Source organism: Arthrobacter sp. BG3 (assembly GCF_056680185.1).
Genome location: NZ_CM155270.1, coordinates 4,485,402 through 4,499,353, shown reverse-complemented (window position 1 = coordinate 4,499,353; position 13,952 = coordinate 4,485,402). Strand labels below are relative to the sequence as shown.

Below are 13,952 nucleotides of genomic sequence, written 5' to 3'. Positions count from 1 at the left end.
GCAGGACGACGCGGCGGAGCCGGACCAGGGTTTTGCGCAGTTCGAAGGTTTTCCGTTGCAGGTCGTGGTCGGGGGAGTGGTCATCGAAGAGTGATTCTTCGAGGGTGTCGTTGTAGCCGTCGAGTTCCTGGACGGCGTCGAAGTGCCCGTCGACGATCAGATCCAGCAGGCCCCAGAAGAGGAAGGGTGCCCCGTGCGCTTCCAGGTCTGTTTCTGCGTCCCGGCGCGGTGAGTTTGTAGGTGTCGAATCCGGGCCCGTGCACGGTTATCAGGGCGTGGCGGGTGACGAAGGCGGAGATGTCGTCGATGGCGAGTTCCCCGGTACCGGGCTGGAGTCCGGCCCGGTAGGCGGAGAAGAAGAGGTGGTTGGGGTAGCGGTCCAGCTTGGGCCGCTGGAAGTCGTGGACTGCTACTCGACGGCGAGGCGGTGGAGCCCGTAGACGGTCTCGACGCCGAGGAGGTCATCCGCCGTCGGGTCCGTGAAATCGATCCAGAGCACGACGTCGTGGCGCTGACGTCGTCACGTTCAAGTTTGCCTTCGCGGTACAACCGGATGAATACCATCCGCCCCATGGTGCGGGAGCCCTCTGAGGGGTTGCCCGGAGATATGCCCACCGCTGAGGAGATAACTATCAGCACGGGTGTCCCCCGAAGCACAATGCGGGCCAAAAATCAGCGGCTTCCGGTGCGGGTGGCGTCGAATCCCTGATCCATAGTGGCGCTTCTTTGCACCACTATGTGGCCGCTGTCACGACACCTCTCCCATCGCCCAAACCTTCGGAACAGAGGGTTGCCGGCCGGGGCCTGGCTCCTAGGAAAATCCCCAGCCGAGCTCGCGCTCAGGAATGATGAGCTCCGTCGCTACCTTAAGATCCGTGCCATCAACGTGACACAGCCTGCGAAGCCCGTAGCCGTAATTCCTTTAGAACAGCGGCCAGGGCACCGCCGACATCTCACCGCTCGGAGCCGGAAACCGCCCTGCCAAGCGCAACCGGGCGCAGCGCGCGGCGAGCGATGCGATTTCGTCGGCGCTTAGCAAGTCCGCCAGGTTTCGGCCCAGCCCACCGTGCAGTCCTTCGCTGACACGATCGATGCCGTCGCGTTCCTCGGCGGTCAGAGCGTCTCCCAGCCATCCCCACAGCACCGTGCGCAGCTTGTGGTCACGGTGAAAGGTGAGCCCATGGTCCACGCCGTGCCGGTGTCCGTCCGTCATGGCAAGAATGTGGTCGCCTTTGCGGTCGGCGTTGTTGACGACCATGTCGAACACCGCCATGCGTCTGAGCGCTGGCGAGTCTTCGTGAACGAGGGCGACCATCCGTCCGTTCTCATCTCGTCCCTCGAGAACGTGTTTCCAGCCCGTCTCCGGCACGTGGTCCGTCGCGACCAGGTTCACGGCCCTTTGGGCGGGGTCTTGCTCCTGCCAGAGCTGCACCATTCCTTCGCCCATCGGACCATCGCGCAGCCAGGTGTGCGGCACGACGTCCCACCCGAAGACCTGCGAGACCAGGTAGGCGGCCACCTCCCGGTGAGCCAGGGTGCCGTGGGGAAAATCCCACAGCGGACTTTCGCCTGCTATCGGCTTATAAACGACCACCACGTCGCCGATGCTGCCCAGAAATGTAGCGTTTGAAGCCGTCGTGATGCGGCCGGTGAGCGTCAGCTCGGCGGTCACTAGGTCCGTCGCTGGCATCAGACCTCGGGAAGGGTGCAGATGTGCCCGTCGGCGTCTATGGGGTAACCGCAGAGCGGGCACGTCGGACGCCCGGCGCCCACGATCTCACGGGTGCGCTTGGCGAATGCGCGGGCGGTGCCGACCGGCATTCGCACCAGCAGCATTTCGGGCTCGTTGGTGCCGTCCTCATCGAGCGATTCGTCGTTGTCATCAGCGTCGCCATCGGTGATGGGGTAGGCCTCTATGACGACTTGGGCCGTGGTTGGGTCCCAACCTAAGCTCATGGCGCCGGTGCGAAACTGCTCCTGAACGGCCTCGAGCTGGTCATTGTCGACAAGTTCGATGGGAGCACTCGTGGGAACGCTAAAGGGGTTGCCCTCGACGGTGATGAGCTGGTCGAGAATTTCGTCGATTTTCTCCGCGAGCAGAGCCGACTGCTGCTTCTCTAGGGCAATACTCACGATCTGCGTCCCTGCGCGCACCTGCAGGTAGAACGTGCGCGCCCCCGGAAGGCCAATGGTGCCAACTACGACCCGATCAGGCCAGGCAAACTCGTGCACACGTGTAGGCATGTCAATATTTTAGGCACATGAGGTTCATGGCGCCATTTGCCCTGCACCGCCGCCCACCGGCGCATCGCCAGAGTGGATGCCGACCGACAGCCACGACAGATCACCCGCGTCGGTGTTGGTCGCGTAGACGCTCGGCCGACTAGCGCCGTAGCGCACGATCGATACGGAGGCGGGGCCCACGTTAATACGCTGGAACAGGTCAAGGTGCATGCCGAGCGCGTCGGCGAGGATTGACTTGATAATGTCACCGTGACTCACCGCCACCCACACGGCCCCTGGCCCGTACTCGGCTTCGAAGGATGCATCGTGGCGTCGAATCGCTGCCACTGACCGAGCCTGCATTGCGGCCATGGATTCACCGCCGGGAAAGACGACGGCGGACGGTTGCGACTGCACAACCGGCCACAAATCCTCGGTCGCGAGATCACTGAGCGTGCGGCCCTGCCACTGGCCGTAATCGCACTCGGTGAGATCGAGATCGACCGGCGCGTGCGGCGTGCCAGCCTGGCGATCGAGGATGAGCTGGGCGGTCTGCTGGCAACGCTCAAGAGGGCTCGACACCACCCCGACCACGGGCACGGCCGCAAGCCGGTCTCCGGTCAGAGCCGCCTGGTCGCGCCCGATCTGGTCCAGGCTGACGCCGACGGCCCGACCGGCCAGCAGCCCAGCGGCATTGGCTGTGGTGCGGCCGTGCCGCACGAGAATAACTGTCGCCATCCACCCAGCCTAACGTGAAAATAGGGTGTCCCCGCGGTCTCGGCCGGTGTGGGTGAGGGGTTCCAGGGTGACGGTGTAGCCGAGTTCCTCGAGTTGTGTCACAGCCCGTGCCCGGGTGCGGGCCGGTTGGCGTTTGGCGTAGTAGTCCGGCCCGGGGTCCCGGTAAACCTCGCCGGTGGTGAGCATGTGCCAGACCGCAGTGAGGACGGAGTGCTCGACGGCGACGAGGGCCTTCATCGGTCCCCTGCGGGATTTGATGCGCCGGTATTTGGCGCCGAAGTATGTTGTCTGGGAGTGGGAGACCGCCATGGCCGCGGTGCCCAGCGCGCGTTTGAGGTAGCGGTTCCCGGGTCTGGTTTTGGTTGACTTGACCCGCCCGGCTGATTCGTTGGCCCCGGGAGCGGTCCCGCCCCAGGATGCGAGGTGCCCGGGGGTGGCAAAGACGGACATGTCCGCCCCGGTTTCGGCAATGATGACATCGGCGACGAGGCCGGAGACACCGGGGATGGTGGCCAGGAGTTCACGGGCGCCCTGAAAAGGGGCCATCAGCTCCTCAAGCCGGGCATCGACGCGTTGGAGGTCCTTGGTGTGGGCGTCGATCCGGTCCAGGAAAAGCCTGGCCATGAAGGCGTGGTGGTCATTGAAGCGTCCGGTGAGTGCTTCGATGAGGGCCGGTATCTTCGGGCGCATCCTCGTCTTCGCCAGGTCAGCGAGGACCCGCGGATCGTCCTGACCGCTGATCAGTGCCTCGAGCATGGCCCGTCCGGAGACCCCGGTGATGTCGGTGGCGACGGAGGAGAGCTTGATCCCGGAGTCCTCCAGCATCTTCTCCAGCCGCTGGATCTCGCGGGAGCGTTCATCGGTGATCGCTGTTCGGGCCCGGGTCAGGTCCCGGATCCGGCGGATATCGGCCGGCGGGACGAAACAGCCCCGGACCAGACCGTAAGCGCCGAGCTGCGCCAGCCAGGCAGCATCGGAAACGTCGGTCTTACGCCCGGGCAGATTCCGGGCATCGCGGGCATTGACCAGCTCCACGGTCAGCCCGGCGTCCTCGAGCAGGAAGTAGAACTGGCGCCAGTAATCACTCGTGGCCTCGATAATGACCAGTTGGACGTGTTCGGCGAGCAGATACTGCGCCAGTTCACGGACCTGGTTCGTCATTGCTGTCCACGTCGTGGTCTCCACGGTTACTCTTCCGCCGGGTCCGGTGACCCGCACGCACACCTTCGCGTCACGTTTGGAGACATCCAGTCCTGCGCACCGTTGACAGAGCACATCCATCCCACTCGCCTTCTCCCGTACCGCAATCGGATTCATGGCGTGTCCCGGAACGGAGGGCAAAAGATACAGAAATCTAACGTTCGTGCTCAAGGCAACAGTCCACGGTCCCCGTGGAAAAGGGCCCTCCACCACCAAGCTAATACACAGGCTCACAGGCACCAGCGAGTGATCAGGGTCGGATCCGGAACACCCCTCCAGTATCGTCCCGGCACCAGACCGCCGGAAGATGGACCTGCCGGACTCAAAGCCGCGGCAGCGCGCCTATTTCCCCCTCCCCGGAGGGACGCGGCAGCGGCCCTGAAAAGCTAATACGAAAGTAATGGGGTCAGGCTGCGGTGGCCGGGGTGATGGTGACATCGAAACCGAGGCTGTGGAGCTTTTTGATGGCGCTGTTCTTGGCTTTGATCGGGTCGAGCCGGATTAAGTGATCAGCACCGGGTTCTGCGTAGCATTCGCCGTCGGCGAGCAGGCGCCAGGCCGCGGTGAGGATGGAGTGTTCGATAGCGACGATGGCTTTCATCGGTCCGCGGCGGGCGGCGATGCGCCGGCATTTGGCGGCCAGGTAAGTGACCTTGCTGCGGGAAGCGGACATCGCCGCGATGCCGAGGGCGGCTTTGAATTATTTATTGCCGGGCAGGATATGCACTGATTTTATCCGGCCGGAGGATTCGTTGGAGCCGGGACAGGCTCCGGTCCAGGATGCGAGCCGGCCAGGGGTTTCGAAGCGGGACATGTCCGCCCCGGGACTGGGCATCGATCTGGCCAGGTGAAGCCGGGCCACAAACGCGTGGTGGGCCTTGAACCGGCCGGTCAGCGCGTCGACGAGCTCGGGGATTTTGGAGCGCAGGGTTCCCTTGGCGAGTCCGGCGAGGACTTCCGGGTTGCGTTCGCCATTGATGAGGGCATCGAGCATCGCCCGGGACGAGACACCGGTCAGGTCCGAGACCACTGAGGAGAGCTTGATCCCGGAACCTTTCAGGACCTTCTCCAGGCGCTGGATTTCCCGGGTGTGGTCACGGATGGCAATCGTCCGGGCCGGTAAGGTCCCGCAGTTCACGGATCGGCCCGGGCGGGACGAACGAGGCCCGGAGCAGGCCGTGCGCGCCGAGCCGGGCCAGCCAGGCAGCGTCGGAGACATCGGTTTTGCGGCCCGGGGATGTTCCGTGCAGCCTTGTGGCATTGACCAGCATCACCGGCAGCGTCTCTTCGAGGAGGTAGTAAAACGGCTTCCAGTAATCACTGGTCGCTTCCATCACCACGGTCCTAACGTGCTCGCGTTCCAGGACGTCCCGCAGCTGAAGAATCTGCCCGGTGGTCGCACCGCACGTGAACTAGATCGGTGTCTGCCGCGGGGAGGACAGGGAAAATTCAGGAATCTAACACTCGTGCCGCAAAGCAACAATCCACGGTTCCCGTGGAAGCCCTCCGCGCCACGCTAGTCGGCAGGCTCTGCTGCAGCACCAAAGACGAACCGGCGTCCACCGCGGCAGACACCTTCTTAATCCGCCCGGAAACGCGCACCCCGCCACAGAATAAACGTGACGCGAGAACAACTTTCTCCCACCACGGCGCGACAGCGACGCTGGACCGCTAACCACCCGCTCGATGGCGGTGTGAACCGGACCGGGTCGCGCGCCGAACAGGCAGCTAAAGCACTGTCGGAACCCTTGAAGCACGCCGACGTGCTCAAAGCCGCCCAGACGGACTCGGCACACATTGACCAGCACATGGCCGGCGCAGCAAAAGCGGGAGAACCGGCACAGCCAGAACCGCCGGCCGATGCCTACCCCCGCGTGGAGGACGTCCTGTACCCGCTCCGCGTCGGATCCAGTAGTTCCCGCCCTCTCAGAGCGGGTCTTGTGCCACTGGTTGTGATGGACCACACCGACCCCGCGCTGTGCGCCCAGAACCAGGGCGCGGCACTCTTTGGAGAAGTCGGCGGGCGACGATGACGTCGACTCCATCCTGGATTTCCTGCACGAGGCCCGGCAGCCCGCGAGGCACACCCCGAAGCGAACATTGGGCCCCGCTGTATGTCGCGCTCGGGGAAGCATACGGCTCCGGCGACCTGCACGCCAAAACCGCGATCGACGGGTTTTGGTTCGGCCTGTCAAAACGCTCGTGGACCCTGACCTCGGCCACTGTGACACCGCTCGCCGTTCTCGCCCTGTGGGCGACCACCGGCTAAGGACTGCTGGTGCTCTAAGTTGAACCATCGGGGTCGGTACGCGGCGCAGGCTCGCCCCGACCCGCTTGAGTGACAAAGTTTTCAACCCTGCGGTCCGGAACTAGCCAGATCAGGGCCACTGCGGTGTAGACGGCCAGCCCCAGGAGTGGTTGTACGACCCCCAAAGCAATACCGGTCAGGTATATCATCGGCGAAGCCTTGCCTTTCCAGTCCCGGCCGACGACGCGGGCGAGGGCGCCCTCCCTGCCTTGTTGGCGGATCAATGACTGTTGCAAGATGAAATACGCGATGGCTGCGCAGAACAAGTTGATCCCGTAGACCAGCACCGGTACCTGGGCGAAGCCAGACTCATCCATCCAGCGGGTGGTGAATGGGAAAAGCGAAAGCCAGAACAGCAGGTGCAGGTTGGCCCAAAGGATTGCCCCGTTGACGCTGTCGGCCAAGTGGATCATGTGGTGATGGTTGTTCCAGTAAATTCCAACATATACGAAGCTGAGCAGGTAGCTGAAGAAGGTTGGCAGGACGGCGGCCAAACCAGACCAGGTCGGTTCGTGCGGCGCCCTGAGGTCCAGGACCATGATTGTGATAATGATGGCCAGCACACCATCGCTGAACGCCTCCAGTCGATTCTTGTTCACGCCGTTCCCTCCCTCAAGTCATCATGCTCGTGGCAGACTCCCTGAGCAACGACTGCCGGTCGGATTAGATGCTCGCCGCCTGCCGGTCCGCCGAGACCGGCGAGAGGAAGTGCTCAGGCACCGCAGCGAACTCGTCGGGTCGTTTCGATCTGCGGCATGTACCCCGTATTCGAAAAAGACGTACGATTCGGCGCCGGTAACGCAGCGGCGGCCGCCACAAGGCCGCTGAACAGGAGGATGTGGTCGTGGTCAGAGGAAGGGCACGATGCGCCACAAGGCGGAAGCCAGCACTGAACGCTTTCGTCATCACCTTCGAAGGAAGAATCAACTAAAGGCCAATCGTGGATCCACCCTTAAGGCGGACACTCCCGGGGCTTGAAGGGAGCGAATTTTTGGAGGAATAGTTTCCGCAGCGTCCGTTGGTTTAGGAGTCCGGATCAGGATGCAGCGAGAAACCCGTGATTTCGTCGTTCTCGTTTACTTCGAGCTGTAGTCCCTGGTCGCTGCACCCGCCGGCTTCTGCGCGGGCCACGAAACGCTTGAGATCCCCGAATGTGGCACGTTGGCCTTCGGGTCTAGAGAACTCCATGTCTAATTTCGGTCCGATAGCCACGGCAGAAAGTATGATGCTCCTATAGGCGTCAAATCTTGTTTGATGCCGTGCTCATGCTCTTTGTTGCGGTAGTTGGAAGTTGAATTCTTCTTGGTGTTCCTATCCTGCGGGGGACACTATCGGGTCGTGTCGCCCTGCTGTGCAGAAAGTGAGTGTTTTGATTACCATACGACACCATTGCCTGGCTCCCCGATTGCTGGGAAGCCACGGAATGGCGCCAGGTGTTTTCCGGGGCTTGGACGCTGTCCCCTCGAGGCTGACAGGTCTAGCGCGGGTTCGCACTGGTGCATGAGCCGACCGGCTTTTATGGTTTGGCAGGACATTTCAGTCAAGGTACCAACCGCCGGGGCAGAGCTTGTACCTTCTGGACGACCACGAGATCGTGAAGCGGGTCTTGCGCCAGCCGTTGGAGCATGGGCGTTTGGGTCAAACTCTCATGTTGCTTTGGTTAACCATAATTATCGGAGTTCTCTGGATTCTCGACCTGCTCACCAACGTCGGCGGAGGGTCCATACATATACTTTTGATCGTCGCTGTGATGGTTCTGCTTGCCTTCTTCCTCCGCGACAGATCCAGACGCTAAACGGGGAGCGTCGCGCCCATCCAGGTGAAAGGCGGCGGCTGGTGGCGTACCGGCCGTCAGGGCATCGAGAACTGCATTCGCCGAGGCGTACCGGCGCTGGCCGGGCGCATCGACGCTGGCTGAGGTCAAAGACGACGGGAAGCCGGACATCGAGCAAAGCTTGACGCTGTGCGGAACCGCGCCGGGGCTTCGCGAAGGTGGCCGACGCGATGCTCGCCCAGGGGCTCATCTAGCTAGGGCCGCTGGTGTTCCTGACCGCCCTTCTTAGCCGAACACGGACTTGTACTGAGGTTGCACGTCGTCTCACTACCGGACAAGGACGCGATTTGGCCTTCTTCGACGACGAACGTCGTAGCCCTGACTCCATGACTCATCGTCGTTCAGCGGGCCTAATCCCACGGCGGGTTGATTCAATCAGCGTGGCGGATCACCCGGTCGCGTCCGGCAAACACGCCCGTCGCGGCGAGCACCGCCATGATGCCCGCGGTGACGAGGAGCGGAAGGGTCCATCCTCCGCTCGCGTCGCGGAGCCCACCGAACATTACCGGCCCCGCCGCGCCCAGACCGTAGCCGACGGATTGCGCCATGCCGGACAGTGACGCTGCTTGCGGATAGTTCGTTGTCCGGAGGCTGAACAGCGACAGAGCGATGACAATGAGGCTACCGCATCCGGTTGCCCCAAGAAGGACCCACAGCAATATGAGATCCGGCGCAAGGGCCAGCCCCAGAAACGTCACGAACATGAGCGCGCCACTCGTGAACGATACGAGCCGCTGGTCCGATCCCCGGTGCAGGATTCCCCCTGCGGCCAGGCTGGCGAACACGCTAATGAGCAGGAATATGGACAGATGGATGCCCGCAGTCGTGGCGGAGACTCCTTGGCTTTGTTCGATGGTGGGCAGCCATGCCATGAGGACGTAAAAGGCGATCGATTGCAGTCCCATGAAGATCGTCACCTGCCAGCCCAGGGTCGAGCCCCAGGGCGACCGATAGGAGACTCTGGGCGTAGGAGCGTGCGCGGTGTCTAACCTGTGCCGGCGCAGCCAGGGCAGGAGCACCGCCATAGCGATGAAAGCCAGCCCGACCCAGATTCCCAGGGCAAGACGCCATCCCCCCGGGGATGTCTGGGCCACGGGCACAACGACGGCGGCCCCGATCGCGGCGAAGGCGGCCTGGGTGGCAGTGTAGCTTCCGGTGACCTGACTGACCCTCAGCGGAAAGTCCCGCTTCACGAGGGAGGGCACCAGGACATTGAGAAACGCGATGGCCAAGCCGATCAGTGCTGTCCCCGCCCAGATGACACCGGACACCGGTACGGAGCGAAGCACGATGCCCGCGGCGAGGATCAGCAGGGACATCCACAGCGCCCGGTCGAGACCCAGGCGGGAAGCGAAGCCGGGCGCCAGGGGTGAGAAGACTGCGAAAACAATAAGCGGAAGCCCTGTAAGGAGTCCTGCTGCGGCACTGGAAAGCGAAAGGTCGCTGCTGATGTTCGTCAGTACCGGTCCCACGCTGACAAAGGACACCCGAAGGTTAACTGCGATGAGCAGAACGCCAATGAAAGCGAAACCAGTCCTGGCGGTGCGGTCCTTACCGTTCCGGGTGGCAGTGGGCATCGTGTTCTTCCATCCTTCGGGAGGTGAGCCGCGCCAGCCGCGCCCATCCGACTCCACCGTTGCCAGACAAAAGTAGGCTCTGACTAGGCATTACAAGTTGCCGACAACTTACCGCATGCCGAACTGATTGCCTTCCCTTACGGCCGCCTCGAGCCGTTGATCGTATCTGGGGGAAAGATCACGACAGAACCTTTCTCGGCGGTGAAGACCGACAGCGCGTTTGTCGCCGCTGGTCGAGGGAAACCCTTAGACCCGGTCCGCATAGCAGCACCGGGCCGCCATGGACTGGGCTGATGGAGGGCCCGGCAGCGCAGTGGCCAGGTGCTGACCCTTATGGTGTGGAACTTTCCTCATGCGAGCGCTCTGGGCGGACCAGCATTCGACCGTGTCGGTTTCAGCGGGCAAGCCTGCCCAGTAGTGCCGACGCGATGCAGATCATGGTTGTCATCGACAGGGTGAGTACGGCGAAGTCCAGACTTGGCCGATCCCCATCATGCGGTCCCGTTGCAGTACCAGTCGGCGGCTGGACCCTTCCGGGAGGACTGATCCAGGCCTCTGCCGGGAGCCCCTCCAACCTCTTTTCGCACGCACAGCAGGTTTACAGGAATTGTCGATGTAATTCACAACCGATGATCCGAGAATTAGGGCAACGACGCTGAATGGATATTTAGTGCTTGAAAGCGACGGCGATGTGGCCCGATCGTATCCAAAAGAAGGCTGGCGTATCAATTCGGGATCTCCCACCGGGCCCCGTTGGCCGCGACCCCGGAAGAACCGTCTGAGAAGGAAATACAATGAGCGTCCCGCCCCGCAACCAAGCGCCCGGCAATGATGTGCCAGGCGACCAAGGACCTGGACACCAGACACCCGGCAACGATTTGCCGGGCCATCATGTGCCCGGAATCCAGACGCCCGGCCCTCTGCCCGGACCGGGCTGGTATCCGGACCCTGCCGGGTCCAGGCGGCCCCGGTGGTGGGACGGCACCGCTTGGACCGAGTACGTTAACCCACCGGCACGGTCAATTCCGGCTCCCCGGCCGGAAATCAGTGGGAACACACCGGTTTACAATCCGTTTATCTGGCTGATCGTGGCGTTGCCGATCATTCCGCTGGTCATCTTGATGTTCTGGAACCCGGTCCTGCGGATCCGGACAACGGGTCTCCGGCGGGTGCAGACGGCGGACCCGTCGGCGATCTTTACGTTGCCTTACTTCCTTCTGCTTGGCATCAGCGTCCTCGTGTACAGTGTCTCGGCCCTGATGGCTTACCTGGACTGGCAAAAACTGCGTAGGGACGGCGTTGTCCGCCCGTTCCACTGGGCCTGGGCCTTGCTCAGCCGGGATCTCTACGTCATCGGCCGCTCGGTTATCGTTCACGACGTCGCGCCCCGGCGCGGCCTAGCGCCGGTGTGGGCAACGCTCGGCGTGGTCGTCGTCGCCGTGGTCCTGGTCAGTTTCAAAGCCTCGACCCTGATCACCGTCATGTCCGGGCAGCCCGGCATGTGACCGCTCAGCCCGGTCGACGTTCACAGCGTTGAGCACGTCTCTCACATGATGCGCGAACTCCGCAGACTCCGAAGGAGATCTTGACGGCACTTCGGCCGCTGCCTAACCGGGCGGTGGCGGCGGTTAGCCGCCGCCGGGGCCGGCTCCTGCTCGGTGCCGTCCCGGCAACAGAAGGACCCGCGTCAGGATTGCCACGGCTGTCCTGACGGCATGAACCCCACATCGACAGCCCAGCTTCGCCCTCCGGCGCTGGTGCGAGACACTAACGACGCCGGTGCGTATTGGCCGCAACGCGGTTTCAGCATGGGGCACGCCCGGTAGGTCCGGCGCTGGACGGCCCGTTGCCGGGCCAGTAGTTCGTCCAGCCCGAGGGGTGCCGACGGGGCTCAGCCGACGTGGACCCAGGGGCGTTTGGTCACATCCGGTTCAGCTTCGCGGAGCACTTCGCGGGTGACGGGTGCGATTTCGCCTTCGCCGAACGCGAGGAAGCGCAGCAGGTTGGTCACCGGGTTCCCTTCGGTCCAGCGGAAGTAAATGTGGGGCATCAGGCCGGTCACGTCCCGGATGTGCAGCAGCACCGAGGCAATCGTGTTCGGCACCACGGGTCCGTGGACTTCCAGGATCCGGTACCCGTGCCGGGTCACCCCACGGACCTCCAGTGCCGTTTCAAAGTCTGAGGAATCATCCACGATCACTTCCAGGAACAACGCCTGGGAGTCCACCGGAAGGTGGCTGACTTCGATGGCGGAGCCCAGTTTGTCCCGGTAGGCCTCGGGGCTCAGACGCAACGGTTCGTGGGCGATGATCGATATCGGCCCGTCCAGATTTGAGGACATGAACTCCAGGGCCTGGCGGTCCATGTGGACGTGGGTGGCGTGGAGTTCAAAGGACCGCCGGATGCGTGAGAGCAGGGAAATGACGATGATGCCCACGATAAAGAACGCTGCGATCCGGATTCCCTCGGGGCGTTCAAAAATGTTCGCCACCGTGGTGTAGATGAACACCATTGCGATGACGCCGAACCCGATGGTGCGTTTGGGCTGTTTTCCGCGCCGGGCGGACAGTGTCACGGCCACTGCGGCGGAGGTCATCAGTACCAGCACGCCGGTGGCGTACGCGCCGCCCTGGGCATCGACGTCGGCATCAAACAGCCAGGTGATCAGAAACCCGATGCCCGTGAACACGAGCACCAGAGGGCGCACGGCCCGTGCCCAACCGGGAGCCATGCCGTAGCGGGGCAGGTACCGGGGGACGAGGTTGAGCAGTCCCGCCATGGCGGAGGCCCCGGCGAACCAGAGGATGGCGATGGTGCTGATGTCGTACACGGTGCCGAAGCCGGCCCCGAGGTATTCGTGGGCCAGGAACGCCAGTGCGCGGCCATTGGCCTGCCCTCCTGGCTGGAACTCCTGCTCCGGGATGAGGATCACGGTGGTGAAGCTGGTCGTGATGAGGAACGCGCTCATGATGACGGCGGCAGTGGTCAACAGTCGTCGGGCGCCCTCGATCCGGCCCACCGGCTTCTCATCGGTGTCACCGGGGCGTCCCTGGATCTGCGGCATCACAGCAACCCCTGTTTCAAAGCCGGACAGACCCAATGCCAGCTTGGGGAAGACCAGCAGGGCGATCCCGACCACCATGACCGGATTCCCGTGCGAGGTCGTCAGGGCAAGCCACCAGTCGCCCACGGCAGCGGGATGCGTCAGCACTTCAAGGATGGTCGTGAACACGACCACGACATTCAAGCTCAGGTAGATGCCGACCAGGACAACCGCAACACCGATGGCTTCCTTGAACCCGCGGAGGAACACCGCGCCCAGCAGGGCCAGCAGAAACAATGTGATGGGAACGTTCTGTCCCTGCATCCAGCCTGGTACAAAGGGGTTCTGGATAGCGTGAGCGGTGGCGTCGGCTGCCGACAAGGTCATGGTGATCATGAAGTCCGTCGCGGCAAACCCCAGCAGGACCAGCACGAAGAGCTTCCCGCCCCAGCGGGGCATTAGCCGCTCCAGCATGGCGATGGAGCCCTCGCCGCGGTGGCTTTCGCCGGCAACCCGGCGGTAGACCGGGAGGGCGCCCAGCAACGTGACAGCCACCAGCACCATGGTCGCCAGCGGGGAGATCACGCCCGCAGCCAGGGCGGCGATGGCCGGCTGGTAGCCCAGGGTGGAGAAGTAGTCGACACCGGTCAGGCACATCACCTGCCACCACGCATGCTTCTTCAGATGCGGGTCGCCCACCGCGCCGGGACCCTGATGAGTGCCTTTGGCGTCCTGAAGGCCGAACAGCAGCCAGCTCCTGAAGTTTTCCCTGGCTCCCGGCGGCACCGCTGAGGGATCCGCAGGCGGCCTGCTCATCGTCGTCATCCGTACCTCCCCGCCCGATGCCCGCATCGTGTTCACAGCCGACGATAACACCGGCTCTTCCGCCGCTGGCCGGCCCGGTGTCAATCTTGATGGATCCCTAACGCGGCCCCCTTGTCGGCCTGCACGACGGGTGTTTGGTGCAGGAGATACTCGTGGATCGGCTCGGGAACCACGGGGTCCGGGACGGCCGCTGCCGCCTGTTGC

The 13,952-nt window shown here is 63.3% G+C and carries 10 protein-coding genes and 2 pseudogenes; 3 read left to right on the top strand and 9 right to left on the bottom strand.

Annotated elements, in window-relative coordinates:
- Positions 1 to 922 precede the first annotated feature (922 nt).
- The 7 genes and pseudogenes from AC1MFL_RS20345 to AC1MFL_RS20315 all read right to left on the bottom strand — a co-directional run bounded on the left by AC1MFL_RS20345 (position 923) and on the right by AC1MFL_RS20315 (position 7,657).
- Entirely contained in the window at positions 923 to 1,690 is a 768-nt protein-coding gene (locus tag AC1MFL_RS20345; protein WP_479812415.1) for an SCO1664 family protein, read from the bottom strand.
- Complete coding sequence (locus AC1MFL_RS20340; protein WP_479812413.1) at positions 1,690 to 2,244, bottom strand: DUF3090 domain-containing protein; 555 nt, start codon at positions 2,242 to 2,244, stop codon at positions 1,690 to 1,692. Before AC1MFL_RS20340 ends, AC1MFL_RS20345 begins: the two co-directional genes overlap by 1 nt.
- 24 nt (positions 2,245 to 2,268) lie before the next feature.
- Positions 2,269 to 2,961, bottom strand: a complete 693-nt coding sequence (locus tag AC1MFL_RS20335; RefSeq protein WP_479812411.1) for a histidine phosphatase family protein — start codon at positions 2,959 to 2,961, stop codon at positions 2,269 to 2,271.
- 9 nt (positions 2,962 to 2,970) lie between these two features.
- A complete protein-coding gene (locus AC1MFL_RS20330) occupies positions 2,971 to 4,242 on the bottom strand; it encodes an IS110 family RNA-guided transposase (RefSeq protein WP_479812409.1) in 1,272 nt (423 codons plus the stop codon).
- A 325-nt stretch (positions 4,243 to 4,567) separates the two neighbouring features.
- Positions 4,568 to 5,570: pseudogene (locus AC1MFL_RS20325) on the bottom strand (IS110 family RNA-guided transposase); the annotation flags it as partial.
- An 874-nt stretch (positions 5,571 to 6,444) separates the two neighbouring features.
- Positions 6,445 to 7,068 (bottom strand): TMEM175 family protein, encoded by a 624-nt coding sequence (locus tag AC1MFL_RS20320; RefSeq protein ID WP_479812407.1) that lies wholly within the window; start codon positions 7,066 to 7,068, stop codon positions 6,445 to 6,447.
- Positions 7,069 to 7,492: 424 nt separating this feature from the next.
- A complete protein-coding gene (locus AC1MFL_RS20315; RefSeq protein WP_479812405.1) occupies positions 7,493 to 7,657 on the bottom strand; it encodes a hypothetical protein in 165 nt (54 codons plus the stop codon).
- 460 nt (positions 7,658 to 8,117) lie between these two features.
- Between AC1MFL_RS20315 and AC1MFL_RS20310 the strand changes: the two genes are divergently transcribed.
- A complete protein-coding gene (locus AC1MFL_RS20310) occupies positions 8,118 to 8,264 on the top strand; it encodes a DUF5670 family protein (protein WP_479815600.1) in 147 nt (48 codons plus the stop codon).
- Between the two features lie 410 nt (positions 8,265 to 8,674).
- Here the strand turns inward: AC1MFL_RS20310 and AC1MFL_RS20305 are convergent, their stop codons facing one another.
- Positions 8,675 to 9,880 carry an MFS transporter gene (locus tag AC1MFL_RS20305; protein ID WP_479812403.1) on the bottom strand — a complete coding sequence of 402 codons (1,206 nt, stop codon included), beginning with the start codon at positions 9,878 to 9,880 and terminating at the stop codon, positions 8,675 to 8,677.
- Positions 9,881 to 10,674: 794 nt separating this feature from the next.
- Between AC1MFL_RS20305 and AC1MFL_RS20300 the strand changes: the two are divergent.
- Together AC1MFL_RS20300 and AC1MFL_RS20295 are read left to right on the top strand one after the other, a co-directional pair.
- Positions 10,675 to 10,887 (top strand): annotated as a pseudogene (locus tag AC1MFL_RS20300) (DUF2510 domain-containing protein); the annotation flags it as partial.
- An 81-nt stretch (positions 10,888 to 10,968) separates the two neighbouring features.
- Entirely contained in the window at positions 10,969 to 11,385 is a 417-nt protein-coding gene (locus AC1MFL_RS20295; RefSeq protein ID WP_479815625.1) for a DUF2510 domain-containing protein, read from the top strand.
- A gap of 386 nt (positions 11,386 to 11,771) precedes the next feature.
- Here the strand turns inward: AC1MFL_RS20295 and AC1MFL_RS20290 are convergent, their stop codons facing one another.
- On the bottom strand, positions 11,772 to 13,748 hold the full coding sequence (locus AC1MFL_RS20290; protein ID WP_479812401.1) for an APC family permease: 1,977 nt from the start codon (positions 13,746 to 13,748) through the stop codon (positions 11,772 to 11,774).
- Positions 13,749 to 13,952 lie beyond the last annotated feature (204 nt).

Coding starts and splice junctions, on each gene's coding strand:
- AC1MFL_RS20345 (WP_479812415.1), bottom strand. CDS start 1,690: ATGCCAGCGACGGACCTAGTGACCGCCGAGCTGACGCTCACCGGCCGC.
- AC1MFL_RS20340 (WP_479812413.1), bottom strand. CDS start 2,244: ATGCCTACACGTGTGCACGAGTTTGCCTGGCCTGATCGGGTCGTAGTT.
- AC1MFL_RS20335 (WP_479812411.1), bottom strand. CDS start 2,961: ATGGCGACAGTTATTCTCGTGCGGCACGGCCGCACCACAGCCAATGCC.
- AC1MFL_RS20330 (WP_479812409.1), bottom strand. CDS start 4,242: ATGGATGTGCTCTGTCAACGGTGCGCAGGACTGGATGTCTCCAAACGT.
- AC1MFL_RS20315 (WP_479812405.1), bottom strand. CDS start 7,657: ATGGAGTTCTCTAGACCCGAAGGCCAACGTGCCACATTCGGGGATCTC.
- AC1MFL_RS20310 (WP_479815600.1), top strand. CDS start 8,118: ATGTTGCTTTGGTTAACCATAATTATCGGAGTTCTCTGGATTCTCGAC.
- AC1MFL_RS20305 (WP_479812403.1), bottom strand. CDS start 9,880: ATGCCCACTGCCACCCGGAACGGTAAGGACCGCACCGCCAGGACTGGT.
- AC1MFL_RS20290 (WP_479812401.1), bottom strand. CDS start 13,748: ATGACGACGATGAGCAGGCCGCCTGCGGATCCCTCAGCGGTGCCGCCG.